Source organism: Bacillus sp. 22483 (assembly GCF_052044605.1).
GTDB classification, from domain to species: Bacteria; Bacillota; Bacilli; order Bacillales; family Bacillaceae; genus Bacillus; species Bacillus altitudinis.
Map to the genome: position 1 here is coordinate 79,022 of NZ_JBQENU010000007.1, position 24,293 is coordinate 103,314.

The following is a 24,293-nucleotide window of genomic DNA, read 5'->3' on the forward strand; positions in this document are numbered from 1 at the left end:
GAGGAGGATTCTCATGCTTAGAACGATGATCAATGCAGCTGTGTCAATGAACGAGGTGCAAAAGCAGCTTGATATCATTAGTAATAACATTGCAAACAGTGAAACAACAGGGTATCGCGCGAAAAATACCCGTTTTTCAGAGCTGGTCAGACAACAGTTTAATCAGGTAGATGAAAAAAATGAGCAGGTGGCAAACAGTCGTCTGACACCTGCTGGTTTAAGGCTTGGAACTGGAACGATGGTCAATGCATCCATTAACTCATTGCAAGGGTCTATTAAAGAAACAGGCCGTGACCTTGATGTTGCATTTGGTGCGCCATCTCAGTATTTGCAGGTCAATGCTGGCGGTAACATCCGGTATACAAGAGATGGCTCTCTTTATTTACAGCCAGGAAATAATCGGAATCAAGTCCAGCTGGTGACAAGCGAAGGCCATCCGATTCTTGACGAAAACGGGAATGAGATTGTCTTAAATGCAAATTTCCGTGATATTTCTATCGATAAAAATGGCCGGCTTACAGCTATCTCTCGAGGCAATCAACCGAATCAGCAGGTGAACCTTGGGGTTGTTCAAGTGAATAATTCTTCAGCACTCATCTCTGAAGGAGAAAATTTGTTCTCAGTCGACGGCAACTATCAAGGCGCTTTAACGGCACTGAATGGCGCAAACCGTCAGGCCATTCAACTTCAGCAAGGTGCACTTGAAACGTCGAATGTAGACATGTCTAAAGAATTAACAGACCTCATGACAACACAGCGTTCGTATCAGATGAACTCAAGAACCATTACGATGGGCGATCAAATGCTAGGACTCATTAATACCATTCGATAATGAGCAGGCGGATGTCAGCCTCTCATGATAAAAAAGGCGGCTCGCTCAAAGTCGCCCTTTTTTTTATAAAAATCTGAGACATCTGCAAGCAGATCTTCAAGATCAATCCAGGCTTCTTTTCGTTCAAGACATGTGACGAGTGTAGCAATCTGTTCATCTGCCTTGGGCGTTTGGCTGTAGAGAAGGAATAAAATTTGGAACTTGATTCTTAATAGATCAAATTGGGCATCAACGGCTTCTTTTAGCCCTTTTTGAATATACTTCATTCCTTCATCAGTTAAATTCTCTTTAAAACAGGAACGCACAGTTTCATAGAGACAAGATACATAGGAGTGGGCAGATTTCCGGTATGCTGGGAGCCGAAGCGCTTTTTTAAAGTATTCTAGTGCTTCCTTATGACGATTCTGTCTCGACTTGATAAAACCAGCGTCATAATAAACGATACCAAGCAGTTCTTGGTCATCAATCATTTTCACGTATTCGATAATTTCAATAAAAATAGCTTCTGCTTCTTCATATTTTTTTTGATCACTAAAGTTAAGTGCGAGCACAATTTTGCACCGATAAATGCTGTGGATATCCCCGTGCTTTGCAAAGATATCCATGGCTTTTTTAACATGTCGAATGGATAACAGTGAATAGCGGTTGTTATAATAAACACCACTTGTACGGAAATGAAACTCCGCTTCCTCTAGCTCATCGTCTAGCAGGGGCAGTTTTTCTTCTGCTTTTTCAAGATAATGAATGGCATCATTTTGATCGCTCTTTAAAGATTCGTATAAACCGAGAAAAAAGTAAAAATAATATTGCAGTTGATCATTCATTTGATCTTTGTGGAGCGTGAGTTCATGCTTCAGTTTTTCTAAGTCTTCTGTTTGGTTCATCCAGAGCTGGTGCCGAAAAAGCATAAGCTGATAATGTAAATGAAGCTCCTGTTTCTTTGACAATCTACGTTTATATTTGGTTAAGGACGTTTTGATCTCTTCAGCCTTCGAAAAATGTCGATGTTTTAGCATTGTATACCACGAATGGAGAAGTTTTTTAATGGATTTATCGCTTATAAAATTCATTTTTACCCTCTTATTCAATCAATGATGTAATATATATTACCATATTTGTGAAAAAACGATGAGTGTAGAGTGGATTATATTTCATGACAATAGGTAATGATAGATTCTATTTTTTACCATAAATGTTGGCTGAACATTGAAAAATGACTGCATTCATAATATACTTCAATAGGAATCAAATGAAGATTAGCGATATAGAAAAGAAGGAGAGATCAAGACATGCTTGATGCTCAGCAAATTCAAGACATTATTCCACACCGTTATCCATTTTTATTGGTTGACCGTATTTTAGAAGTTGATGGTGAGAAAAGAGCGGTTGGAATCAAAAATGTCACAGTAAATGAAGAATTTTTTAATGGCCATTTCCCTGGATACCCCGTCATGCCGGGTGTGCTTATTGTAGAAGCGCTTGCTCAAGTTTTTGGGGTCATCATGTTAGGTAAAGAAGAGAACAAAGGGAAAATTGGTTTGTTTGCAGGGATTGACAGCTGCCGATTCAAAAGACAGGTCAAGCCAGGCGATCAGCTACGTTTAGAGGTTGAAATCACACGTCTTCGCGGTCCAGTTGCCAAAGGAAAAGCAGTTGCAACAGTAGATGGCGAAGTGGCATGTGAAGCAGAACTGACATTTTCTATCGGTCCGAAAGTATCGTAATGTGTCTGACGGTTCATCTTGTATGAACCGTTTTTTATATGGAAACATTCAGCAAGAGCGGATGAGGACTTGCTTTTTTGACAAAAAAACGTCATATTAGACAAAAAAAGATGAAGGTGATAAAGAATGCTGAAAGAATTTAGAGAGTTTGCCGTCAAGGGGAATGTGATTGACCTTGCTGTCGGTGTCATCATCGGGGGAGCATTTGGCAAAATTGTCACTTCTCTTGTGAATGATTTAATTATGCCGCTTGTTGGTATTATTGTTGGGGGGCATGATTTTAGTGGATTGTCTATTAAAATCGGTTCTGCTCAAATTTTGTATGGAAGTTTCATTCAAACAGTGGTCGACTTCTTGATTATCTCCTTTTCCATTTTTATCTTTATTCGTTATTTAAATAAATTAAAACGGAAAAAGGTAGAGGAAGAGGAAGTGGTTGAAACGCCAGATCAAACGGAAGTGTTGTTAACCGAAATTAGAGATTTATTGAAAAATCAAAGCCAATCGAAAGATGTGCAATAGAAAAAGAGCGGCTCATCCCGCTCTTTTTTATGTGTTCTGTTTAAAAGCATCCAGCAGTTTTTCTCCTGATAGCCCCTCTTTGACGAGGTCTTTTAATACTTCTTCGGTTTCTGTTCTGTAACGATTTGTGATCATTTTACCGTCGAGTAATACAGATATGTTTTCTTCTAAGGCAACGATGTTTTTGACTTGGACCGATAGATGAACAGGGCGGTTGTTTTCTTTTGTAATCGTCACGAGAATCTTTACTTCTGTATGCTGCTGAAAGAGCACTTCAAACACTTGTCTATGCTTCTTTGGGATCAGTGCCTCGATCATCCAGTGATTTTCGCCATCTTCTTTATTAATGATTAAGCCGTCACGAAGGGGAATGCTGGACATTTTATCTTGCTTTGGATCAAGTTCGATTTTTAAATCAATCAGCCTAAAGGTTTTCATATTTATCACCTCACAAGCGTTCATTATTCGTAAGTATCATTATAGCATACAACATCTGTATAAATGAAACCGCTACCTACTCAGAACTAGCTGCATATAAGTGAAAGGAGATGTTTTATGGAGTCCTATCAACTTCGAAACATACATATTGGTGAGGAAAAGGAAAGCAATGTGAGGATCTATACATGGGGAGACATTCTCTCATTTTGTGATGTGTATATGGAAGAAGGGGAGTCCCTCACTTTTCAATACGTGACAGACGATCAAATGGACTGTTTCGAATTTCAATTGTCAATTCATGATGGAAGGCTTTGTTTTTATTGGTTTGCGTGGGACGGGTCTGACTATATTCACATGCCTTCTAGTAATTGGATTCATTCAGATGTTTTTTATCAATTTATGAAAAATAAGTATTTCGTCAAACAAAATAAGATGATGTTTTATACGCAAGCGGTAAAAAGTAAAAATGATTGAGGAAATAAAGAATTTGAAGAACGATTTTATCATTTTCGTTTTTTGTCTCTTGTGCTATTTCTCAGTAGACTAGGGTTAGCTGAAAGGAAAGGAGGCAAAAGGCAAAGGTCTAGCATCTCGCGGCCCTCCTCTAGCTATAGCTGATAGACTTTGCCTTGTACACATATTCACTGCGTAATAGTAGAACCAAGGTTTCTTTGTATCAGTCATGTGTCCCCTGTGAATCCCCTTGTGCGTATCCGGTCATGTAGCGTGACCGGGTACTCTTATATTCATTGATAAGCCGATCATCCCTTGCAAATAGTGGATACTCATTTCATAATGATGATGGATTTGATAAACGGAAGGTCAACTGAAAATGCAGGCAAAAAAGGAGAGACCGATGACAAACATTCAATTAATCGCAACGGATTTAGACGGAACTTTATTGAACAGTGAGCACAAAGTGAGTCAGGAAAACGAGCAGGCGTTAAAGGAAGCAGCGGCGAGTGGGATTGAGGTTGTCGTTTCAACAGGAAGAGCGTATTTTGATGTGAAATCTATTTTTGATCAGCTTGGGATGAATACGTGGGTCATCAGTGCTAATGGAGCTGTGATTCATGATCCAGAAGGTCAGGTATATCATTCGGCTGTTCTAGAAGAAGAAAAAGCAAAACACATCTTATCATGGCTTGAGGAGCGTGATTATTACTATGAAGTGTTTACGAATGAAGCCATTTACACACCAAACCGCGGCAGGGAGCTTCTGGCGATAGAAATGGACCGCTTAAAGAGTGCAAATCCAGAAACGGATCAGCGTGTTCTTGAGCAAGCGGCTGAAGTTCAATACAGCCAGTCTGGTTTTGCTTATATTGATACATATCAAGAATTGTTTCGTGAGGATCAGAATCTTTCGTTTTATAACATCTTAGGTTTCTCATTTTTTCAAGACAGATTGAAAGCCGGATGGGATGCGTTTGGACATGATTCTGAATTAACATTGGTTAGTTCGGCTGATCATAACTTTGAAATTGGAGCAAAGGAAGCGTCGAAAGGGCAGGCGTTAACCAGGCTGGCAGAAAAGCTCGGTATTCCATTAAGCCGAACAGCGGCTGTAGGAGACAGTTTAAATGATGAATCAATGATTCGGGCAGCTGGGGTTGGAATTGCAATGGGGAATGCGAGAAAGGATATAAAAGAATTAGCTGATCACGTCACGTTAACAAATGATGAACATGGTGTGGCACATATGATTCAACATCTTTTGAAATAATTGAATCGTATGTATTTGTATAAATGACATAGGATGAAGCGCATTCTACAAAAGAGGAATTCAGAACTACTTCTATTTACACCTGCTATGGAACATCATATAATTTAATTATGAATATAACCCGCTTGTAAGGAAGTTAAGGAGAGTAAACGAATGGCGCTGGAATCTTATAAGTCCGACAATCTGCATTTAATCAAGGAAGCCTTAGACTATACTCAGGTTGGCCTGACGGTGACGGACCCGTCTTTACCTGATAATCCTTTAATATATGTGAACAAGGGCTTTTTAGATATGACAGGCTATCAAGAAACCGAAGTATTAGGAAAGAACTGTCGTTTCCTTCAAGGAGATGAAACTGAACAGATTGCTCTCAAACAAATTAGGACAGCCATTGAAAACAAAGAGGCTGTCACTGTTCAGTTGAAAAACTATAAAAAATCTGGTCAAATGTTTTGGAACGAGTTAAGTGTGGCGCCTCTATGGATTGATGAAAATGAAGGGAAACGCCTTTATTTCGTTGGTCTGCAAAAGGATGTTACGAAAGAGAAGGAACAGCAAGAGCTTCTTGAGCAATCCATTGATGAAGTATTGAATATTTCTGTCCCAATTGTTCCGGTGAAGGATGGTATTTCTGTCCTGCCGATCATTGGTACGTTAACAGCACCAAGATTTGATAAAATCATCTCAACAGTCTCCACTTATATCTCTCAATCCAAAGACGATTACTTTATTGTGGATCTGTCTGGTTTATTAGAGGTGGATTCATTTGTGGCAGATGCGATCTTTAAGCTGAATGATTTGATTTTAATGACTGGCACTGAACTGATCGTGACAGGTATTAAACCAAATCTTGCGATGAAAATGGGAGAAATGAGAGAGGACTTCCGCGAGTTGAATACGTATATGAATGTGAAATCTGCATTGAAAAAGCTGCAAATTTAAGCATTCCTTTAGCTGAGATTAAAAAAAGAGGACTTTTCATCAAGTTTGAGAAAAGTCCTCTTTTTGCTGTCATTACGATGATTGAGCGGCTGCACTTAACGTGAATAAATCTTCTAGTTCGTTCGTTGACAGCTCTGTAATCCAGCTTTCACTTTGGATAATTTGATCATTTAACGTTTGTTTTGTTTCGAGCATTTGATCAATTTTTTCCTCTATCGTGCCGGTTGTGATCATCTTATGGACGTGCACAAACCGCTTTTGCCCGATGCGGTAAGCACGGTCTGTTGCTTGGTTTTCTACAGCAGGATTCCACCATCTATCGTAGTGAATGACATGATTGGCGGCGGTTAAGTTTAGTCCGGTTCCTCCTGCTTTTAAAGAAAGAATTAAGATGTTGAACTCTTTTTTCTGGAAGCGTTCCACCATTTTGTCCCGATCATGTTTTGATAAGCTCCCATTTAAAAATTGAACTGGTTCTCCAAACATCTTTTCGGCGAGCTGTTTGATCATGTTGCCCATTTCAATATACTGCGTAAAAATGAGACAGCTTTCTCCTTGTTCGTGTATGGCTTTTAACAGCTCTGCTAATTTATCCATTTTTAATGAACGCTTCAACAATTTCACATCTGTTCCGCTCTCTTTTAAATAAAGAGCAGGGTGATCGCAAATTTGTTTGAGTCTGCCAAGCATACTTAAAATGATGGCTTTCCGCTGCATCCCTGTTAATGAGGCCATATGTTCGAATGTATCTTTGACCAGCTGTTCATATAAAGATGCCTGCTCTGCAGATAACGGGATGAATTCTTTTTCTTCTAGTTTCTCTGGCAGATTGAGTGCGACTTCTTCATCTTGTTTTGTTCGTCTTAATAAGAATGGCTTGATCAGCTGCTGTAGCTGTTGGATTCTTTTTTCTTCACGGTCTTTTTCAATCGGAAGGACGAACTTTTTATGAAAACTGGTCAGGCTGCCGAGATATCCTTTGTTCACGAAGTCGAAAATAGACCAAAGCTCTGTCAAGCGGTTCTCCATCGGTGTCCCGCTGAGGGCAATGTGGTGCTGTCCTTTTAATTGCCTAATGGCTCTCGATTGTTTCGTATGGGCATTTTTAATGTTCTGGGCTTCATCTAAGCAAATGGTATTCCATTTGGCTGCTGTTAATTCATCACGGTCAGAATGTGAGAGACCATACGAAGTGAGGACGATATCTGTTGATTCGTACGCTTTTGTAAAGTTCTCACCTTGTGGACGTGACGGTCCATAATGCAGAGCGACATTCAAATGTGGTGCGAATGTTTCAAGCTCTCTTTGCCAGTTCCCTAATACGGAAGTCGGTGCAATGATGAGAGATGGAGCGGCGTCTTGTTGATGCTCCTTCAAATAGGTGAAATAAGCGATCATTTGAATCGTTTTTCCAAGTCCCATATCATCTGCTAAACAAGCCCCGAATCCATGAGACCTTAAGAACAGAAGCCAGTTGACACCGTGCTGCTGATACGGGCGCAGTGTGCCCTTAAAGGACTCACTCATCTCATAGGATGGCAGCTCTTGTGTATCATTTAACTGATGAACAAGTCCTCGTAGTTGAGACGAAAGTTCAAATTGAATATGGGCAAAGGCCGAACTGTCTAGCAGCTCAGGAATCGACTCAGAGGAGGCCTCTTGGTCTGCGAGTTCACGTGATAAAATATCCGACATATGAAGTCCTTCGTTCTCAGCGCGCTCCATCCATTTCTTCATTTGCTGGATAAAGGTCGGATCGATTTTAATCCATTGTCCACGAATGTTGACAAGACGACGTTTACTTTGAACAAGCTCGTTGAACTCATCTTCTGTCAGCTCAATCCCGTTTGTGGCAAAGCGCCAATTAAAGTCCATAAGGGCATCCATTCCAACATGCGATTCGCCTCGTGGTGTGGAGGAAATCCGTGCTTTTAGCATCATGGTGCTTTCTTTGACGATCTGCCACCATGATGGGAGCAGGATCTCAATCCCCATGTTCACAAGTGTTTCACTCGCTTCAGATAGGAAGAGCCACGCTTCTTCTTCTGACATGAGGGTGGTACCAGATGTAAATGAGAGCCAAGGGACAATCTGACCGAACCGCTCCAGCTCTCTGGTGATTTTTTCTTGAAACGGACGCCATGATTTTTTTAAAGAACGGATGCCTTCAAAGAAATGCAGATCACTGTTTTTCTTATCACGCAAAAACAATTCAATTTTCCAATCATCCCCGTCGAAATCAGGCTCATTTAAACGCAAGCCGACAGTGAAAGGCGTCTCATCATCAATCCAGCCGATCGTTTCCAAGAAATCCTGTTCATCTAAAAAATGTCCTTGGAAGGAGGAAAGAGCAGGCGATTGTACAGTCATTCGGTTCCATTTGTGCTGCAAGGCATCATCATATTGAATGTAATCCTTTACGGCAAAGGAGAACCAATCAGCTGTGTAGCCATCTAACAGGCCTTCTTTGTCTTTAAAGCGAAGCATGCCTTTTGTCCATGCCTCGAAATCTGGGACAAAATCTTCATCCTCGATGAATTCGTAAATGGTTGAGGCTGTTTTCATAAGCGGCTCTGTTTCATCCGTTAACGTCACATGGCTGAAAGTATTGAATGAATTTTTCCCTAGCAATTCAACGGTCATCCAAGGACTTAACAGGAAGGCAGGTGTGCCAATAAAGCTCACATCTTCTAAGAATGTTCCGTAAAAAGATGATTCGTGCCATTGGAAAAGCTGCCTCTTCATTTCATTTAGCGGTACAGGCTGTCCGTCCTCTGCTTGCGCTGAAATGGTGAAAGAGAAATCTTCGGTTTGTTCTGCATGAATGACAATTTGTTTATGGCGTGTCATCAATTAATTTTCCTTTCTTCATTTCCTCTTGGAACGCACGCAGCCGTTTTGTTGAATCTTGCAGCTGCTGTACATATCTTTCCCACACCGCGTTTTTTTTCGTTTTATGATAAAGCGTACGCAGTTTTTTGAGCATTTTCACAGATTCCCGGTAAGCACTTCGATTCTTTTGATCGAGAAGCAGTGAGATTTCCCGGTGGTATGAAGGAATGAGTGCTTCAGGCTCTTCCTTTGCAATCTGTTTGATCAGTTCTTTCTCCAATTCACTGATAGAGAAACCAACAAGGCTGTGTATTTCAATCCATTCTGCATAGCGTTCTTGTGCATATAAGAGCTGACTATATTCAGTAAAGGCATAAGGCATACAGATTTGGAGATAGCGTTCATACAAGAAATGATCTTTCGTCTGTTTAAAGTACGCGTCTAAATAAAAGAAGAAATCGCTGACGGCTCCACGCAGTTCTCTATAAGATAGGTCAAGCTGGCAATATTCTTCTAATACATATGTGATCTCTCGATACCAAAGTTTGAGACGCTTCCAGTCCTTGCGGTTTGTGAGATCCTTTAGCCAATTGAGCACATTTGGCAGCATATCTGCATTGAGCAATTTTAATTGCTGGAAGAGTCTTTCGTCTTCTTTTAGCAAATAATCCATATGCATCAGCCCAATGGTGCGCTCAACCGTTTGCTCCTGCTGTTGGGCGCTCTTGAGTAATTCTGTTTCTTTTTTGACCCATTTCCCTCTATTTAATATAGTTCCCCACATTTCCATAAAGACCGCAACTCGTTCATGCTGGAAAGGTCCGCTGATTTGAAGAAGTGTCCGAACGGCAGTTGGTGTGTTTTCAAGAAACGGATCGAGGGAAAAGGAAAGGGCGTATGTCCTCAAATGATCCACTGAATCAAAAATGGTGTTCATGAGCTGTTCTACATATGGATTCATCGAATAAAAGTCTTTTTCGGCATCAAGGCGGCCGAGGTCGATTAGCTCATGGAGCCTTAACCACACATCGATGGACGTATGAATCGCATACAAACTCTTGAATTCAGGTGAAGTGGGTGCGTGTTTTTTCAGGATCGATAAATAGCCATAATACAAATGCTGTGGCGTTTGCTGGTGTTTCGGTGTCCGTTTCAGCCAGAGGTGAAATTCCTCCTGGAAAAAATTCAGCCAGCTCTGAAGTGATTGTTCATCTGGGCGCTTCACTTGGAAGTGCTGGCGAATGAGTTCTTTGCTGCGCTGTAATTCATCCTTCTCTGACCAATTTTCTGTAAAGCCGGTCACACTCTCTACTTGAGCGTATAGCGAAAAGAAGACAGCGAGGATATGTTTACATAGTCCATCAGCTGGACATGAGCAGCTGCTTCTCACTGGAAACAGCACATGAAGGTGGACTCTTGCTGCCACGACATCATGTACATAAGCTGACCATTCGGTATCAGACTCTTGCTTGAGCCGATATACGCTGTCCTGTCTATAAGTAATCAATGCTTTTTTGATGAGTTGCTTGTTTTCATCTGTTGCAGGAAGAAGTTCTTTGATCTGTTCGGCTGTTTGTTTGATTTCTTCTTCGTTGATGTTGTGCTGAAGCATTTGATCCGCTCCTAACCAAGTAAAAGATTCCAATTCTTTTATTATAGCTCAATGGTGATTTATAAAAAAGTTTTTCATGAAAATGGTCATAAATTTCAAAAGCTGTCGAATGATGTAATAGAGTATTGCATAAACCAACCATACAGCATATAATAATGAAATTAGTGGAATCGAAAGGATACAGACATGGATAATAAGGGTTTAAATCAAGAAGAGTTTTTAAAGATTTTGATGTACGCTCATGATATTGGTGAAAATTCCAATGATGTCACAACAAAAGAAATGCTTGAAAATCTGATTGCTCATATTCGAAATGGCCTTGTTTCATAAAAGTAGCCCCCTGCTCTCTCAGCAGGGGGTTTTTGTATGCTTTTATGAATGGAACGAAAATCCCCGGCATACGATGACATTACAAGCATAAGGAGTATGGGGAGCTGATGTGTCATGAAGGTTGCGATTGCAGGCTGTGGATATGTAGGGCTTGTCACAGGGGTGTGTTTAGCAGAGGCAGGACATGATGTGACATGTATGGATATTGACCGGCGGAAGGTCATGCAGCTGAAGCAAGGGAATCCTCCGATGTACGAGCCGGGATTAAAAGAACTGCTCAAACGGAATATGGAGCAAGGACGCATTCGTTTTCATATTAATGGAGTGTCAGCCTATTCGCAGGCTGACGTGTTAATGATTGCTGTCGGTACCCCGCAGCAGGCAGACGGTCAAGCAGATTTGCAGTATGTCTTTCAAGCGGCAAAGGAGATGGGCTTACAAGCAAAGCCAGGCGCAGTGCTTGTCGTGAAAAGTACAGTGCCTGTCGGAACGGGCGATCAAATTGATCATTTGATTCATCACGTGTTAGGTCGTAAGGAGCCATTATCTATTGCATCGAATCCAGAATTTTTACGAGAAGGGTCTGCCATCTCAGATACGCTGCGAGCGGATCGGCTGGTGATTGGAGCCGAAACGAAGAACGGATTAGATCAGCTAGAGTCTATGTATGCGGAATTCCACATTCCATTCGTGAGAACAGATCGGAAAAGCGCAGAGATGATCAAATACGCATCAAATGCATTTCTTGCCACAAAAATCAGCTTCATGAATGAAATTGCTTCGATTTGTGGAAAAACGGGAGCTGATGTTGAGAGAGTTGCAGAGGGGATGGGACTCGATCAGCGGATTGGTGCTTCGTTTCTTAGGGCAGGCATTGGTTACGGAGGTTCCTGTTTTCCGAAGGATACTAATGCCCTTGTCCAAATTGCAGGGCATGTGTCCCATGATTTTGAGCTATTGAAGGCTGTCATCAAAGTCAACAATGAGCAGCGAGCAAGTTTTATTCGAAGTGTGAAGGAGCGGATGGGAGAAAACTTGGAAGGGAAGAGAATGGCTCTTCTTGGCCTTTCCTTTAAGCCGAATACAGATGATATGAGAGAGGCGCCGTCAATCCCAATCGCTCATCAGCTCCATCAATTAGGAGCGGAGATCGTAGCCTATGATCCTGCTGCCGCTCGCAATGCAGCTCAAGAACTGCCTGATCAAGTCCTTTTTGCTCAAACGATTGAAGAGGCGATCAAGGATGCTGATGCTGTCTGTATATTAACTGAGTGGGCCGATATTCAGTCATTTCCACTTTCAGCTTATAAAGATTTCATGAGGCAGCCGATCATTTTTGATGGCCGGAATTGTCATACGCTTGAAGCGGCAGAAGTAGCTGGTGTCGAGTATCATTCTATTGGGCGCAGGCCTGTCTCTCCTATTTATATGTAATGAGAAAAACCGATAACTTCATGTGTTATCGGTTTTTGCATTAATGCGGAAGAATGAATCCGCCATATAAAAATGCAGCCACAATCAGAAAGGCAGGGTGCAATTTGAATTTGGTCATAAAGAAAAATGAAATGGCGGCAATGGCAAGTGATTGTGTCCAGCCAATGGCTTTCACGGCATCTCCGCCAATTTCCCATGTTAATAAAAGCATCATCATCGCAATGACAGGCTGCACAGATAAGGTCATGCCTTTGACGACAGAAGATTGGCGAAAACGGTCAATGAGTTTTAGCAGTAAGATCAATCCGATCGCAGACGGCAGGATCGTCGCAAGAAGTGCAACGATAAAGCCTGGCCATCCCATGACATCATAGCCTACATAAGCCGCAATTTTCGTAGCGATTGGACCTGGAAGTGCGTTGGCTAATGCGAGCATATTGGAGAACCCTTCGTTCGTCATCCAATGAAAATGATTGACGATTTCTTCATAATTGAGCGGAATGGAGGCAGGTCCTCCGCCATACCCTAACAGATTGGATAAGAAGAATGCCCAGAATAAAAAGAGAATCAGCATCACGAAGACACTCCTTTCTCTTTATTTGTTCGAGTCCAGCGATCTTTCAGTTTAAAATGAAAGGCACCATAACATAAAAAGATGATGACAATGATTCCTGGATGAATCGAGAGTACTTGAAGACCGACAAATGCCAAAAGGAATAGGACGATTCCGAAGATCATGCCGAAGCCCTTCAACGCTTTTTGTCCAAATTCATATGCCATGATTCCTAACAGAACGGCAATCACTGGTGTCACAGCACCGATCATATTTTGAATGATGACTGAAGAGCTTAAGACGCTGACAAGTGTAACAAGTGCCACCATAGCGAGACATGTCGGTAAAATATGTGCAGCTGTTGCAACAATGGCGCCAGATACACCTTTTAATCGATAGCCGAGGTATGCCGACATTTTCGTAGCAATCGGTCCGGGTAATGCGTTGGCGATGGCGAGTGTTTCTCCAAATTCGTCATCATTGATCCATTTGTATTTGACGACCGCTTCATGGCGAATGAGCGGGATCACAGAAGGTCCTCCGCCAAATCCCAGAATACCGGTTCGCACCATGGCGATCATGAGTTCAAGATATGATTGCAAGTGGTTCAACTCCTATCTACAATTTCATGCCCATTCGGCTTTTGTATCGTTTAATGAGCATTTGACAGTCAACACTGACGACGCCTTCAAGCGGGTACAGCTTCTTTGTCAGGAACGTCTCCATTTCCTGTTCATTTTGAAAAATGCCATGCATATGCAGCTTGCTTGGTCCTGTCATATGATAAAGGCTTGTGACGGCTGTTTCCTGCTCAAGCTGAAGGGCGACTGTTTCTAAACATTTCGGCTCAACCTCTACGTTAAAAAAGACAGAGACATGAATGCCGATCTTTGCTGGATTAATGACAGCGGTGAATCGTTCAATGACACCTGCTTCAATGAGTTGCTGAATACGGGCTTGTACAGCAACACGGGAAAGGCCGACTTGTTTCCCTAGATCCGTGTAGGACATACGCCCGTCCTCGTGTAATAAGGAAAGAATTTGTTTATCTCTTTCATCTAATGTTAAGTTTGGAATGCGATATTCATGTGCCACCGTATAACCACCTTTCTTCTGTTGATATTCTATCATATTTTATTACGAATAGAATGTTTGATTTTTAATTGAGTAACGAAATGAAATAATAAAAGAAGATAACATATCTTTTTGCATAAAAAAACACCCCGACATCACCGGGGTGTGTTCATTTTATTTTTCTGGGCTGCTTTCCGCACTGGCAATTTGCTGTGCAAGGTCAGCACGATCAATGTCTGCTTGGAAGAACTCCTGCGTATTTGGAAGGTGTAAGTTCATGTGACGTTTTTGGGAAATTCGGATGGTCACTTGATCCACAGTGTAATCAAATACATGCCCGCCTACGCTTCGATCATCATCAATAAAGTGGAGATGATATCCACTTACCGCAATGCCATGTGCGTACTGTGGTGTACGGAAGCCTGCAATCGTTCCGCGAATATTTTCAAAATCGAAAATAGGCTGTGACTTGACTGCTTCCACCATCGGAACGTAAGGTTTTTCCTGTTTTTCAACCGTACGGGTTTGAACCTTTTTGAATGACCCATCGATGCGGATCGCATAAAAGACATTCTTGCTCGGTAAGATTCGGTCGATTTCTTCCTCTAGCTCTTTGGACGTCATCGGTGCATCAATTCGATGAACGATGTCCGTTTCAAAGAATGCTAGAGAACAGAATGGTGAATAATCTTGATCGGTTACTGGTGTGGCTGTTCCATCAGAGCGCAGTCGATAAAAAGCGCCGTCAAAGCCGATTAGTTCCCCATCTAATTGATTGAATGTGCCAATGCCAAAATCACCGTGCTCGGGAATATGTGATAGGGAGAAATCTCCATCGTATACGGCTTCCAGCAAGGAGGTCATGGTTGATACTTGATAGACCTCTTGCTTTTTGTCCTGCGGTATTGTGTTGTTTTGTTGATTCATTGGGTGCATCATACCCATGTCCGCTCACTCCTTTAACGTAATGTATCGAAGTCTTATCTGACGTTCGTTGTGTGTTTTTCACGAAAGACTTCTGGCCATTTTTGACTGGCGAGGTCTGGGTTGTCTTGATAGTCTATCGGTATATCAATAATAACGGGCCCTTCTATGTTTATACCCTTTTGAAGGACAGTTGAAAGCTCTTCAGGTGAGTTGACACGTAATCCAGTTGCTCCAAAGCTTTCTGCATATTTCACTAAGTCGATCTGACCGAACTCAACACAAGACGTACGGTCATACTTCATTTCCTGCTGGAATGCCACCATATCGTATGTGCTGTCGTTCCAAACGAGATGAACGAGATTTGTTTTCATGCGCACGGCTGTTTCTAATTCCATGGCGGAGAAGAGAAAACCGCCATCACCTGAGACTGAAATGATTTTTTCATCTGGATTCAATATGGAGGCTGCAATCGCCCATGGTAATGCCACGCCAAGTGTTTGCATTCCGTTACTCACTAGGAACGTGTTCGGTTCATAAACACGGAAGTGGCGAGACATCCAAATGGCGTGCGATCCGATATCACATGTCACTTTCGTGTCATCTGGGATGATACGTCTCAACGTATGAATGACATCCAGCGGGTGTGATAAATGACTTTCTCTTTCTGGTGTTTTTTCGATATCACTTAACAGCTCTTGTAATTCTGTGACGAGATCTACGTTCTTTTTGCATAATGAAAGTGGAACGCTGTCATGGGCTAGATGTTGCACCGTTTCAGATATATTGCCCACAAGCTCAAGCGTCGGTTCATAGAAATGGTCAATATCTGCCTGCATGTCATCCACATGGATGATTTGACGCTGCTGCGGTTTCAAATTCCAATGCTTCGGATCGTATTCGATTGGATCAAAGCCAATAGTTAAAATCACATCCGCTTTCTCAATGAGAAGGTCGCCTGGCTGATTACGGAATAAGCCGATTCTGCCCACATATTGAGCCTCAAGCTCTCTTGAGAGAACACCGGCTCCTTGGTACGTTTCGACAAATGGGATACCAAGTGTTTTTAATAATGTTCTTGTCGCATTTGCCGCAGCTGGACGGCTAGCTTTCATTCCCACAATTGCAACAGGTAAGTGCGCATTTTGAATTTTGGCGATGGCCGAACTGATGAGAGCATCCGGTGCAGGACCTAGTTCTGGAGAAGGGTGAGCAGACACTGGTGTTTGTGTGGTGTGTTCGGTCACGACATCTTGTGGAAAGCTGATAAATGCTGCCCCAGCTTGACCTCTTTGTGCCGCGCGAAAAGCATTTGTTAAGGCTTCTGGTATATTGTTTACGTCTTGTACTTCAACGCTATATTTTGTCACTGGTTTGAATAATGCCGCATTGTCGAGTGATTGATGTGTTCGTTTGAGCCGATCCGCACGGATGACGTTTCCAGCGATTGCAACAACAGGGTCACCTTCTGTATTGGCTGTTAATAGACCTGTCGCTAAATTGGATGCGCCAGGACCTGATGTGACGAGACAAACGCCTGGTTTGCCAGTTAAACGACCGACAGCTGCTGCCATGAATGCCGCATTTTGTTCGTGTCTGCATAGCACAAGCTCTGGACCTCTGTCTTTTAATACATCAAATACTGCATCAATTTTTGCACCTGGAATCGCAAAAACATGGGTCACACCTTGGGCAATGAGCGTATCGACAATCAACTCTGCTCCTCGTTTTGTTAGGGGTTGTGTTTGAGAATTCATTTACCCCGCACTCCTTTCGGCAAGTAAAATTTTTTATGAAAATATATTTTCATGATATGATTTACTATACATTTCATAAAATAAATTTTCCAATATATGTTTAACGTGGTTTTAATATGTTTCACGAATAAGTGTTTGAGGAGTGAAAGGATGGAACTGAGACATTTGCAGTATTTTGTCACAGTCGCGGAGGAGCTGCATTTCGGCAGAGCGGCCGCACGATTGAACATGACACAGCCTCCACTTAGTCAGCAAATTAAGCAGTTTGAGGAAGAATTGGGATTTCCTTTGTTTCACCGGTCTAAAAGGGTGGTGGAGTTAACAGCTGCTGGAAAGGTTTTTTTACATGAGGTCCGGGGGGTGCTGCATCAGCTTGATAAAGCCGTTGATCATGCCCGTCATACAGCAAGAGGAGAGCTGGGCAAAATCATCATAGGTTTTGTTGGAACTGCGACATATGATATTCTGCCGCCAGTTGTCCGTGAATTCAGAGAGCGGTACCCCTCTGTCAGTATTGAGCTGCAACAGCTCTCTGTCCCGCAGCAGCTTGTGGCGCTTTTGAATGGTGAGATTGATATTGGTTTTTTGCATCCTACATCACCGCAAGAAGAATTGGTCAGTCGTTTAATGAAGCAAAGTGAATGTATTTTTGCGATTCCGAAAAACCATCCGCTGGCGGAAAAAGAAGCGGTCACGATTGAAGATATTCGTGATGAGCCGATTATTTCTTTATCAAAGGAATCATGGCCGTCCCTTTATCAGCATTTTGTCCTACTTTGTGAAAAGTACGGATTTTCACCCAATATCGTGCAGGAAGCAGCAGAATATCAAATGGTCATTGGGCTTGTCACAGCGGGAATCGGAATTGCTATCATTCCAACATCGGCCCGGCGTTTATTTAATTTAGATGTGGTGTATCGGTCAATTGAAGGTGAGCAGCTACTCGCGGAATGGACCATTTCTTATAGGCGAGAAAATCATAATCCGGCATTGTTTCATCTTGTCCATCATATTCTCCATCGCGCTGAGCCGGAGTAAGGGAAGAGAGAACTGGGTATGGTATGATGTCGTTACATACAAGAGGAGGCATGTCTGAAGTGATTACATTACAAATGGATCAGTTGTCACGAAAAGAAGCATATAAAGTATTATCTGGTTCCGTCGTTCCAAGACCCATTGCATTTATTACAAGCCTTTCTAAAGAAGAAGTCGTCAATGCTGCACCATTTAGTTTCTTTAATGTCATCAGCGGCCATCCTCCGCTGATCGCTGTTTCTATTGGACGTCGTCAAGGAGAGATGAAAGATACAGCAAAACATATCATCGACAGGGAAGAATTTGTTGTCCATGTGAGTGATGAAGCGATGATTGAAGATATTAATGAAACAGCTGCTACTTTGCCAGAGGAAGAGAGTGAGCTGACTCGTACCGGTCTTCATCAAGTGAAGAGCAGCGTGGTGTCAGTGCCAGGAATCAAGGAAGCACGCATTCGCTTTGAATGTCAGCTGGAAAAACATCTGACCTTTCAAAATGATGAAGGGGAGATCACAGTCGATCATATCATTGGCCGGGTGGTGTGTGCGCATTTAGATGAATCCGTCTATGATGCGGAAAAAGGATATATTTTTACGAATGAATTAAAGCCAGTTGCACGTTTAGCGGGGAATGATTATGCCCATTTAGGCACGCCATTTGTACTGAAGAGGCCGGAATAACATCTAAACCCCCGAGGCTATCGGGGGTCCAGCGTGTAGACAAACCCTCGCATTCCTTGTCAGTCCTGCGCTTCGGTGCTCACGAATGTCAATTCGCTCTGCTCCGGTGCTCGTCCTTCCTAGACTGCAAAGGTTTTCTATCACGCTGAAAAGAAGACAAAGGGCTAAAATAAAGTTCATTTCAGCACTTTGTCTACAATCTAAACCCCCGAGGCTATCGGGGGTTTAGTGTTTATTTCTTTTGTTCTAGTTTCAATGGTGCGGCGATATTTTTTTCTACCTTTTTTCCTTTTAATACATCGTCAGCAGCGCCGACTGCCAGTTGACCGATCAGCTCTGGCTGCTGCGCGACTGTTGCAGATAGTTTTCCTGCTTTGATCGAGTTGAGTGCATCTTCGTTACCGTCGAAACCGACGACAAGAATGTCTTTTCCAGAGCTTTGGATGGCCTCTAGTGCGCCAAGTGCCATTTCATCATTGTGGGCAAAAACGGCTTTGATGTCAGGGTTTCCTTGAAGAAGGTTTTCCATTACGTTGAGCCCTTTTGTCCGGTCGAAGTCAGCGGCTTGTTTTGCTGTGACATCTAACTTTTTGTCTGCGATTTGGTGGAAACCTTTTCCTCGTTCACGTGTCGCAGAAGCACCTGGTACACCTTCTAGTTCAGCCACTTTTGCGCCTTTACCAACCTTGTCGATGATAAAGTTAGCGGCCATTTCGCCGCCTTTGATGTTATCGGAAGCAACGAGCGCTTCAACCTTTCCGCTTTCTGCCGAGCGGTCTAATGTGATGACCGGTATGTCTGAAGCATTCGCAGATTCGACAGCCGTTGATATGGCAGAGGAATCGGCTGGGTTAATGAGTAATGCATCAACCCCTTGTTGAATTAAATCTTCTACATCACTCGTTTGTTTGGCTGAATCATTTTGTGCATCGGCAATGACAACTTCAATGCCAAGCTTTTTCGCTTCTTTTGTCACACCGTTTTTAAGAGAAACGAAGAATGGGTTATTTAAAGTCGAGATCGATAGTCCGATTTTTATGTCTTTTTTCTTGCCATCCTTTGTTGATTTGGCCCACTCTGGCGGTTCAAGCGAGCAGGCAGAAAGCATGAATAGTGAGAGAGTCACGATCAAGATTACATATTTTTTCATAGCAGCTGCCTCCTTAAGCAGATTTCTTTCTGTCGAGTAGGACTGCAATCAAGATGACAATCCCTTTCACAACAGACTGATAGAATGATGAAACACCAAGTAAGTTCATACCATTGTTCAAGACCCCGATAATGAGTACCCCGATGAGTGTGCCGACAATTCGTCCTCTTCCGCCGGATAGGCTTGTCCCGCCAAGTACAACGGCAGCAATTGCATCAAGTTCATACGACGTACCAGCTGTTGGCTGGGCTGAGTTGAGACGAGATGTTAAGATCGCACCTGCTAAAGCAGACATAAAGCCTGCTAATGAGTAAATCATGATTTTGACGCGTGGTACTTTAATGCCTGAGATGAGGGCTGCTTTTTCATTTCCGCCAATGGCATACGTTCTTCTGCCAAAAGGTGTTTTATGAAGCAAGACCCAAAGTACGATAAAGGTGAGAAGCATGGTGATCGCTGGAACAGGAATGCCTAAGAAATATCCACGGCCAAATAGCTGAAATGCATAGTTAGAGCCAAGCCCTGTAATTGGGTTTCCGTCTGTATAAACAAGCGTCAATCCTCTGAAAATCGTCATCGTCGCAAGTGTTGCGATAAAAGGAGCCATTTTTCCTTTTGTGATTAAAAGACCGTTGATCATTCCAAGGATGGCACCGATGATACATCCAACGATGATGGCAAGAATCGGGTCCAAACCAGATACAATAAAGCCGGCAGTCAGAGCACTAGACAGCGCTAGAATGGCACCGACAGACAAATCAATTCCTCCGGTTAAAATAACAAACGTCATGCCAAAGGCAATGAGGGCGTTAATGGAGATTTGTCTGAGTAAGTTTAAAATGTTTAATGGTTCTAAAAAGGCCGGATTTAAAATAGAAACAATGGCAACAAGGATGATGAGTCCTAAGAATGGCCCAAGCTTTTGCATGATGTGATCAAATCGTCCATTTGAAGTAAGTGGTTTCATGTTACTTCCCTCCTGTAGCTAATGTCATAATTCGTTCTTGTGTAGCTTCTGTTTTACTTAATTCGCCGCTGATGGTTCCTTCATGGATGACAAGCACTCGATCGCTCATCCCAAGAACTTCTGGGAGTTCAGAGGAGACCATCAAAATCGCAACGCCTCGATCCGTCAGCTCGTTCATAAGCTGATAAATTTCTCGTTTCGCCCCGACGTCGACACCTCTTGTCGGTTCATCTAGAATGAGTACCTTCGGTTGAATGCCGATCCATTTGGCGATGACGACCTTTTGCTGATTTCCACCGGACAGGCTGCGTGCAGAGATTTCAGATGAAGCGGTTTTGATCGTGAGTCGTTTGATGAGAAGGTCAACAAAGTCCTGTTCGTTTTTCTTATCAATCAGCCCCTTTGGAGAGAAGCTATCTAAGTTAGGCAAGCCGATGTTTTCCCGGATGGATGCATCTAGCATCAGTCCTTCATCTTTACGATCCTCCGTGATAAAACCGATGCCAAGTTTGACTGCATCACTTGGTTTTTTAATAACAGCCTTTTTCCCATGAACCCAAATTTCTCCTTGATCCAGGGGATCGAGTCCAAAGAGCGACCGCATCATTTCCGTTCGGCCAGCGCCCATTAAGCCTGCAACACCGACAATTTCCCCAGCTTTGACGGAAAAACTGACATCTTGAAAGCGGCCTTTCCTCGTTGCTTGCTTCACTTCTAGGACGGTATCACCAGTAGAAGGTGTGCGTTCAGGGTAACGATCGGTTAATTCGCGGCCGACCATTTTTTTGACGACTTCATGGAAATTCGTGTCCGGTATCGCTTTCGTATCGACCGTTTTTCCGTCACGCATGATCGTAATCCGGTCACAGATGGCGAAGATTTCTTCCATCCGGTGAGAAATGTAGACGATGGAAACGCCTTCTTTTTTGAGTGATTCAATGACCTGAAATAGCTTTTCAATCTCACGGTCTGTGAGAGCGGCCGTTGGTTCATCCATAATGATGACCTTCGCATCGGTCATTAACGCTTTCGCAATCTCAATCATCTGCTTTTGTCCGACAGAACAGCTTCCTGCCTCTTGATCGAGCGAGAGGTTGACAGACAATCGGTCGAGCTGTGCTTGGGCGAGGGCTTTCATTTTCTTGGTGTCTAGGAGACCAAGTTTTGTATAGATTTCTTTCCCGATAAATAAATTCTCTAGTACCGTCATATCAGGCCATATATTCAGTTCTTGATGAATGAAGGCAATCCCGTTCTGCTCGGCTTCTTTCGGATTTTTAAAAGCGGTTTCTTTTCCGTCGATTTGAATCGTTCCTTGATCCAGGGAATAGAGTCCTGTCAGCAGATTCATTAACGTTGATTTTCCTGCCCCGTTTTCACCCATAAGTGCATGGACTTCACCTGTGACGAGGTCAAAGGAGACCCCGGCGAGAACGGTGTTTTTTCCAAAGGCCTTATGGATGTTATGCATTTCAATGTTCATAAGTGGCTCCTCCTTTTAAAAGATGACACCGGCATGAAGAATGCAGTTTGCGTATGGGGTGGCTTCACCCGTGCGAATCACTGCTTTTGCCTGTTTGGTCATGTCTTTGAACGTCTCGTGATCGACTTCATTTAACGGATGTGAGAACGCTTTCTTTAGAAATAAATGATCTCTCTCATTGGCTTGTTTGATTTCACTGGCGATTGTGATGTGTTCAACGGCCATTTCCTCAAGAAGGAGGGAAGTAACCTCCTGAAAGGATGGTGTGCCGATGGATAATGCAAGGTCGATCTTGACCGGGCCTTCTGGAATGGGCAGGCCACAGTCTGCGATGACAATCGTATCTGTATGACCAAGGTCAGCAAGCACCTTGGCGATATGACTATTTAAAATACCATTTTTCTTCATTTCTTATTCTCCAATTCTTCTCTTGCTGGCATGCCGCCTTGGGCACCAAATTTTGTGACTGAGATAGACGCAGCTAAGTTGGCAAAAGCAAGTGCGTCGTATAGGGATTTTCCTTCTGTCAGTGCTACAGCTAGAGCGCCGTTAAAAGTATCACCAGCGCCTGTAGTGTCGACGGCTTTCACAGGATAGCCCGGTACCAACACTTCTTTTGATCCATCAAAGTAACGAACACCATTTTTTCCTTCTGTAATGAGTAATTTGTTTGGATATTGGCGCAAAGCCTCTGCTATGGTGAGTCCATCAAACATAAGAGCTGCTTCGTGTTCGTTTGGCGTGATGTAGGCAGCTTGATCTAATATTTGCTGAGAGACTTTGCGAGCTGGTGCGGGATTTAAGATGACTGGAATCCCTTTTTCGCTGCAAATGGCGCAGACGGCTTCGACTGTTTCTTCAGGAATTTCCTGCTGAATGAGGACGATTCCGATATTTTCAATAGAAGAAAGCGCATCTTTTACATAATGAGGTGTTACCTCATTGTTTGCTCCTTTGACGACAACAATGCTGTTATCCCCTTCAGCTAAAATGATATGAGCTGTTCCGCTTTCCATTTCGGTAACCGGTTTCATATAGGTGGTGCGAACACCTTGTGCTTGCAAATTGCTCATAATCTCCTGACCATACGCGTCATCACCAACTCGGCCGATCATATATACATCTGCACCGAGCCTTGCGCTTGCTACTGCTTGATTGGCTCCTTTTCCCCCAGGAACCGTTTTAAATGATTCGCCTAGGACGGTTTCTCCTGCATTGGGACGCTTATTCGATGTGACAACTAGATCCATGGAACAACTTCCTACGACAACTATTTGACTCATTGTGAATCCACCTTTCTTGTGGTCTCTCGTTCAATAAAAGAGACGGGCATTTGAATAACTGCTTGATCTATTGGCTGTTTTTGAATGGCTTTAATGATCAGCTTTGCGGCTTCTTTCCCCATATCATAGGCAGGCTGCCGGATCGTTGATAAAGAAGGGAAGAGCAGTTCGCTTTGCGGAATATCATCAAATCCAATGATTTGGACGTCTTCTGGAATGGCTTTTCCAATACGAAGCGCTTCGTGTACGACGGCTGCTGCGACGATGTCATTGCTGGCAATGATGCCATCTGTTTCAGGGTACAGCTTGAAAAGAGCCTTGGCGCTTTTTCGGGCTTCCTGAAAAGAAAAAGAAGCGTTAGACATCACATGAAAGTTAGCACCTTCTTCAGTCAGAACATCAAGTGCGCCTTTGAATCTTTGCCGCGCCGTTTGAAGATGAGCGGGCCCTTTTAGCAATGTGATTTGCTGACTGCCGCGTTTGATTAATTCCATTGCAGCCATTTTCCCACCTGCCGTAGCATCTGCAAACACAGAAGGTGCATTTGGAACGGTACGATCTAAGAAGACAACAGGCAGTTCATCATCATTGTACAAATCCGATTCAGGTTCGTTTGTGACAGCGATGACACCGACCACCTGGTTTTGCTTAAAGGTTTGTAAATAGGCCATTTCCTTCTCCCGATCTTCATCACTGTTTCCGAATAATAAGCGAAATCCGTTTGCATGAATCTCATCCTCAACGCCTCTAGCCAGCTGAGGGAAGAAGGGGTTTGTGATATCAGGTAAGATGAGACCAACTAATCTTGATTCTCTTTTAAAAAGGGATCGTGCCACTTCATTGGGGAAGTAGTTTAGCTCCTGCATCGCTTGTGTCACACGGGTTTTCGTATCAATATGGACGTATCCAGTATCATTGAGCACGCGTGAAACAGTTGCAACAGACACTTGAGCAGCTTTTGCAACATCTTTAATTGTAGCCAATGGAGTGCCTCC

General features: G+C 42.9%; 25 protein-coding genes. 10 read left to right on the top strand and 15 right to left on the bottom strand.

The genetic code is table 11. The annotated features are described in order from the left end of the window. Positions 1–13 precede the first annotated feature (13 nt). Positions 14–832, top strand: a complete 819-nt coding sequence (locus tag ACTJJQ_RS12105; RefSeq protein WP_007497568.1) for a flagellar hook-basal body protein — start codon at positions 14–16, stop codon at positions 830–832. Positions 833–846: 14 nt separating this feature from the next. On the opposite strand, the gene ACTJJQ_RS12110 is transcribed toward ACTJJQ_RS12105, so the two are convergent. Further along, positions 847–1,902 carry a tetratricopeptide repeat protein gene (locus ACTJJQ_RS12110; RefSeq protein WP_213407043.1) on the bottom strand — a complete coding sequence of 352 codons (1,056 nt, stop codon included), beginning with the start codon at positions 1,900–1,902 and terminating at the stop codon, positions 847–849. A 219-nt stretch (positions 1,903–2,121) separates the two neighbouring features. On the opposite strand from ACTJJQ_RS12110, the gene fabZ reads away from it, so the two are divergent. Further along, positions 2,122–2,556 (top strand): 3-hydroxyacyl-ACP dehydratase FabZ, encoded by a 435-nt coding sequence (gene fabZ, locus ACTJJQ_RS12115; RefSeq protein ID WP_024718731.1) that lies wholly within the window; start codon positions 2,122–2,124, stop codon positions 2,554–2,556. A 126-nt stretch (positions 2,557–2,682) separates the two neighbouring features. Beyond that, positions 2,683–3,078, top strand: a complete 396-nt coding sequence (mscL, locus tag ACTJJQ_RS12120) for a large conductance mechanosensitive channel protein MscL (protein WP_007497563.1) — start codon at positions 2,683–2,685, stop codon at positions 3,076–3,078. 27 nt (positions 3,079–3,105) lie between these two features. Here mscL and ACTJJQ_RS12125 read toward each other — a convergent pair whose 3' ends face one another. Beyond that, positions 3,106–3,516 (bottom strand): YwpF-like family protein, encoded by a 411-nt coding sequence (locus ACTJJQ_RS12125; RefSeq protein ID WP_003215215.1) that lies wholly within the window; start codon positions 3,514–3,516, stop codon positions 3,106–3,108. Between the two features lie 117 nt (positions 3,517–3,633). Here ACTJJQ_RS12125 and ACTJJQ_RS12130 point away from each other — a divergent pair, with 117 nt between their 5' ends. From ACTJJQ_RS12130 to ACTJJQ_RS12140, 3 genes are all read left to right on the top strand, one after another. Beyond that, entirely contained in the window at positions 3,634–3,990 is a 357-nt protein-coding gene (locus ACTJJQ_RS12130; protein WP_281201189.1) for a hypothetical protein, read from the top strand. Positions 3,991–4,381: 391 nt separating this feature from the next. Further along, positions 4,382–5,242 carry a Cof-type HAD-IIB family hydrolase gene (locus tag ACTJJQ_RS12135; protein WP_211256834.1) on the top strand — a complete coding sequence of 287 codons (861 nt, stop codon included), beginning with the start codon at positions 4,382–4,384 and terminating at the stop codon, positions 5,240–5,242. Positions 5,243–5,395: 153 nt separating this feature from the next. Continuing rightward, the gene (locus ACTJJQ_RS12140; RefSeq protein ID WP_019743575.1) at positions 5,396–6,184 is read left to right on the top strand and encodes an STAS domain-containing protein; all 789 of its coding nucleotides are present in this window, start codon (positions 5,396–5,398) and stop codon (positions 6,182–6,184) included. A gap of 72 nt (positions 6,185–6,256) precedes the next feature. On the opposite strand, the gene ACTJJQ_RS12145 is transcribed toward ACTJJQ_RS12140, so the two are convergent. Further along, positions 6,257–9,034, bottom strand: coding sequence for a DEAD/DEAH box helicase (locus ACTJJQ_RS12145; RefSeq protein WP_440600223.1), 2,778 nt, complete (start codon positions 9,032–9,034; stop codon positions 6,257–6,259). Continuing rightward, entirely contained in the window at positions 9,021–10,628 is a 1,608-nt protein-coding gene (locus ACTJJQ_RS12150) for an SWIM zinc finger family protein (RefSeq protein WP_440600224.1), read from the bottom strand. Before ACTJJQ_RS12150 ends, ACTJJQ_RS12145 begins: the two co-directional genes overlap by 14 nt. A gap of 186 nt (positions 10,629–10,814) precedes the next feature. Between ACTJJQ_RS12150 and ACTJJQ_RS12155 the strand changes: the two genes are divergently transcribed. After that, positions 10,815–10,958, top strand: coding sequence for a hypothetical protein (locus ACTJJQ_RS12155; protein ID WP_003214884.1), 144 nt, complete (start codon positions 10,815–10,817; stop codon positions 10,956–10,958). 114 nt (positions 10,959–11,072) lie between these two features. Beyond that, positions 11,073–12,392 (top strand): UDP-glucose dehydrogenase family protein, encoded by a 1,320-nt coding sequence (locus ACTJJQ_RS12160; protein ID WP_242731171.1) that lies wholly within the window; start codon positions 11,073–11,075, stop codon positions 12,390–12,392. A gap of 40 nt (positions 12,393–12,432) precedes the next feature. On the opposite strand, the gene ACTJJQ_RS12165 is transcribed toward ACTJJQ_RS12160, so the two are convergent. From ACTJJQ_RS12165 to alsS, 5 genes are all read right to left on the bottom strand, one after another. Further along, positions 12,433–12,966 carry a chromate transporter gene (locus ACTJJQ_RS12165; protein WP_440600225.1) on the bottom strand — a complete coding sequence of 178 codons (534 nt, stop codon included), beginning with the start codon at positions 12,964–12,966 and terminating at the stop codon, positions 12,433–12,435. After that, entirely contained in the window at positions 12,966–13,526 is a 561-nt protein-coding gene (locus ACTJJQ_RS12170; RefSeq protein ID WP_135009809.1) for a chromate transporter, read from the bottom strand. Before ACTJJQ_RS12170 ends, ACTJJQ_RS12165 begins: the two co-directional genes overlap by 1 nt. Positions 13,527–13,563: 37 nt before the next feature. Next, a complete protein-coding gene (locus ACTJJQ_RS12175) occupies positions 13,564–14,040 on the bottom strand; it encodes an Lrp/AsnC family transcriptional regulator (RefSeq protein WP_017360010.1) in 477 nt (158 codons plus the stop codon). 153 nt (positions 14,041–14,193) lie between these two features. Next, complete coding sequence (gene budA / locus ACTJJQ_RS12180; RefSeq protein ID WP_370529243.1) at positions 14,194–14,955, bottom strand: acetolactate decarboxylase; 762 nt, start codon at positions 14,953–14,955, stop codon at positions 14,194–14,196. Between the two features lie 44 nt (positions 14,956–14,999). Further along, on the bottom strand, positions 15,000–16,700 hold the full coding sequence (alsS, locus tag ACTJJQ_RS12185; protein ID WP_039165330.1) for an acetolactate synthase AlsS: 1,701 nt from the start codon (positions 16,698–16,700) through the stop codon (positions 15,000–15,002). 150 nt (positions 16,701–16,850) lie between these two features. On the opposite strand from alsS, the gene alsR reads away from it, so the two are divergent. Continuing rightward, entirely contained in the window at positions 16,851–17,738 is an 888-nt protein-coding gene (alsR, locus tag ACTJJQ_RS12190; RefSeq protein ID WP_440600226.1) for an acetoin biosynthesis transcriptional regulator AlsR, read from the top strand. Between the two features lie 59 nt (positions 17,739–17,797). Next, positions 17,798–18,415, top strand: coding sequence for a flavin reductase family protein (locus tag ACTJJQ_RS12195; RefSeq protein WP_024718717.1), 618 nt, complete (start codon positions 17,798–17,800; stop codon positions 18,413–18,415). A 232-nt stretch (positions 18,416–18,647) separates the two neighbouring features. On the opposite strand, the gene rbsB is transcribed toward ACTJJQ_RS12195, so the two are convergent. The 6 genes from rbsB to ACTJJQ_RS12225 are packed head-to-tail and all read right to left on the bottom strand — an operon-like array spanning position 18,648 to position 24,281. Continuing rightward, entirely contained in the window at positions 18,648–19,565 is a 918-nt protein-coding gene (gene rbsB / locus ACTJJQ_RS12200) for a ribose ABC transporter substrate-binding protein RbsB (RefSeq protein ID WP_017368181.1), read from the bottom strand. Positions 19,566–19,578: 13 nt separating this feature from the next. After that, on the bottom strand, positions 19,579–20,532 hold the full coding sequence (gene rbsC / locus ACTJJQ_RS12205; protein WP_008343271.1) for a ribose ABC transporter permease RbsC: 954 nt from the start codon (positions 20,530–20,532) through the stop codon (positions 19,579–19,581). Between the two features lies 1 nt (position 20,533). Then, positions 20,534–22,015, bottom strand: a complete 1,482-nt coding sequence (locus ACTJJQ_RS12210) for a sugar ABC transporter ATP-binding protein (protein ID WP_039165335.1) — start codon at positions 22,013–22,015, stop codon at positions 20,534–20,536. A 15-nt stretch (positions 22,016–22,030) separates the two neighbouring features. Next, positions 22,031–22,423, bottom strand: a complete 393-nt coding sequence (gene rbsD, locus ACTJJQ_RS12215; protein WP_007497529.1) for a D-ribose pyranase — start codon at positions 22,421–22,423, stop codon at positions 22,031–22,033. Beyond that, on the bottom strand, positions 22,420–23,298 hold the full coding sequence (gene rbsK / locus ACTJJQ_RS12220; protein WP_217967761.1) for a ribokinase: 879 nt from the start codon (positions 23,296–23,298) through the stop codon (positions 22,420–22,422). Before rbsK ends, rbsD begins: the two co-directional genes overlap by 4 nt. After that, positions 23,295–24,281, bottom strand: coding sequence for a LacI family DNA-binding transcriptional regulator (locus tag ACTJJQ_RS12225; protein ID WP_008343265.1), 987 nt, complete (start codon positions 24,279–24,281; stop codon positions 23,295–23,297). The genes rbsK and ACTJJQ_RS12225 overlap by 4 nt, the downstream gene beginning before the upstream one ends. Between the last annotated feature and the right edge of the window lie 12 nt (positions 24,282–24,293).

What these genes read in the sequence shown, in the direction of transcription:
- ACTJJQ_RS12105 (WP_007497568.1), top strand. Translation starts at nt 14, where the DNA reads ATGCTTAGAACGATGATCAATGCAGCTGTGTCAATGAACGAGGTGCAA.
- ACTJJQ_RS12110 (WP_213407043.1), bottom strand. Translation starts at nt 1,902, where the DNA reads ATGAATTTTATAAGCGATAAATCCATTAAAAAACTTCTCCATTCGTGG.
- fabZ (WP_024718731.1), top strand. Translation starts at nt 2,122, where the DNA reads ATGCTTGATGCTCAGCAAATTCAAGACATTATTCCACACCGTTATCCA.
- mscL (WP_007497563.1), top strand. Translation starts at nt 2,683, where the DNA reads ATGCTGAAAGAATTTAGAGAGTTTGCCGTCAAGGGGAATGTGATTGAC.
- ACTJJQ_RS12125 (WP_003215215.1), bottom strand. Translation starts at nt 3,516, where the DNA reads ATGAAAACCTTTAGGCTGATTGATTTAAAAATCGAACTTGATCCAAAG.
- ACTJJQ_RS12130 (WP_281201189.1), top strand. Translation starts at nt 3,634, where the DNA reads ATGGAGTCCTATCAACTTCGAAACATACATATTGGTGAGGAAAAGGAA.
- ACTJJQ_RS12140 (WP_019743575.1), top strand. Translation starts at nt 5,396, where the DNA reads ATGGCGCTGGAATCTTATAAGTCCGACAATCTGCATTTAATCAAGGAA.
- ACTJJQ_RS12145 (WP_440600223.1), bottom strand. Translation starts at nt 9,034, where the DNA reads ATGACACGCCATAAACAAATTGTCATTCATGCAGAACAAACCGAAGAT.
- ACTJJQ_RS12150 (WP_440600224.1), bottom strand. Translation starts at nt 10,628, where the DNA reads ATGCTTCAGCACAACATCAACGAAGAAGAAATCAAACAAACAGCCGAA.
- ACTJJQ_RS12155 (WP_003214884.1), top strand. Translation starts at nt 10,815, where the DNA reads ATGGATAATAAGGGTTTAAATCAAGAAGAGTTTTTAAAGATTTTGATG.
- ACTJJQ_RS12160 (WP_242731171.1), top strand. Translation starts at nt 11,073, where the DNA reads ATGAAGGTTGCGATTGCAGGCTGTGGATATGTAGGGCTTGTCACAGGG.
- ACTJJQ_RS12165 (WP_440600225.1), bottom strand. Translation starts at nt 12,966, where the DNA reads ATGCTGATTCTCTTTTTATTCTGGGCATTCTTCTTATCCAATCTGTTA.
- ACTJJQ_RS12170 (WP_135009809.1), bottom strand. Translation starts at nt 13,526, where the DNA reads ATGATCGCCATGGTGCGAACCGGTATTCTGGGATTTGGCGGAGGACCT.
- budA (WP_370529243.1), bottom strand. Translation starts at nt 14,955, where the DNA reads ATGCACCCAATGAATCAACAAAACAACACAATACCGCAGGACAAAAAG.
- alsS (WP_039165330.1), bottom strand. Translation starts at nt 16,700, where the DNA reads ATGAATTCTCAAACACAACCCCTAACAAAACGAGGAGCAGAGTTGATT.
- alsR (WP_440600226.1), top strand. Translation starts at nt 16,851, where the DNA reads ATGGAACTGAGACATTTGCAGTATTTTGTCACAGTCGCGGAGGAGCTG.
- rbsB (WP_017368181.1), bottom strand. Translation starts at nt 19,565, where the DNA reads ATGAAAAAATATGTAATCTTGATCGTGACTCTCTCACTATTCATGCTT.
- rbsC (WP_008343271.1), bottom strand. Translation starts at nt 20,532, where the DNA reads ATGAAACCACTTACTTCAAATGGACGATTTGATCACATCATGCAAAAG.
- ACTJJQ_RS12210 (WP_039165335.1), bottom strand. Translation starts at nt 22,015, where the DNA reads ATGAACATTGAAATGCATAACATCCATAAGGCCTTTGGAAAAAACACC.
- rbsD (WP_007497529.1), bottom strand. Translation starts at nt 22,423, where the DNA reads ATGAAGAAAAATGGTATTTTAAATAGTCATATCGCCAAGGTGCTTGCT.
- rbsK (WP_217967761.1), bottom strand. Translation starts at nt 23,298, where the DNA reads ATGAGTCAAATAGTTGTCGTAGGAAGTTGTTCCATGGATCTAGTTGTC.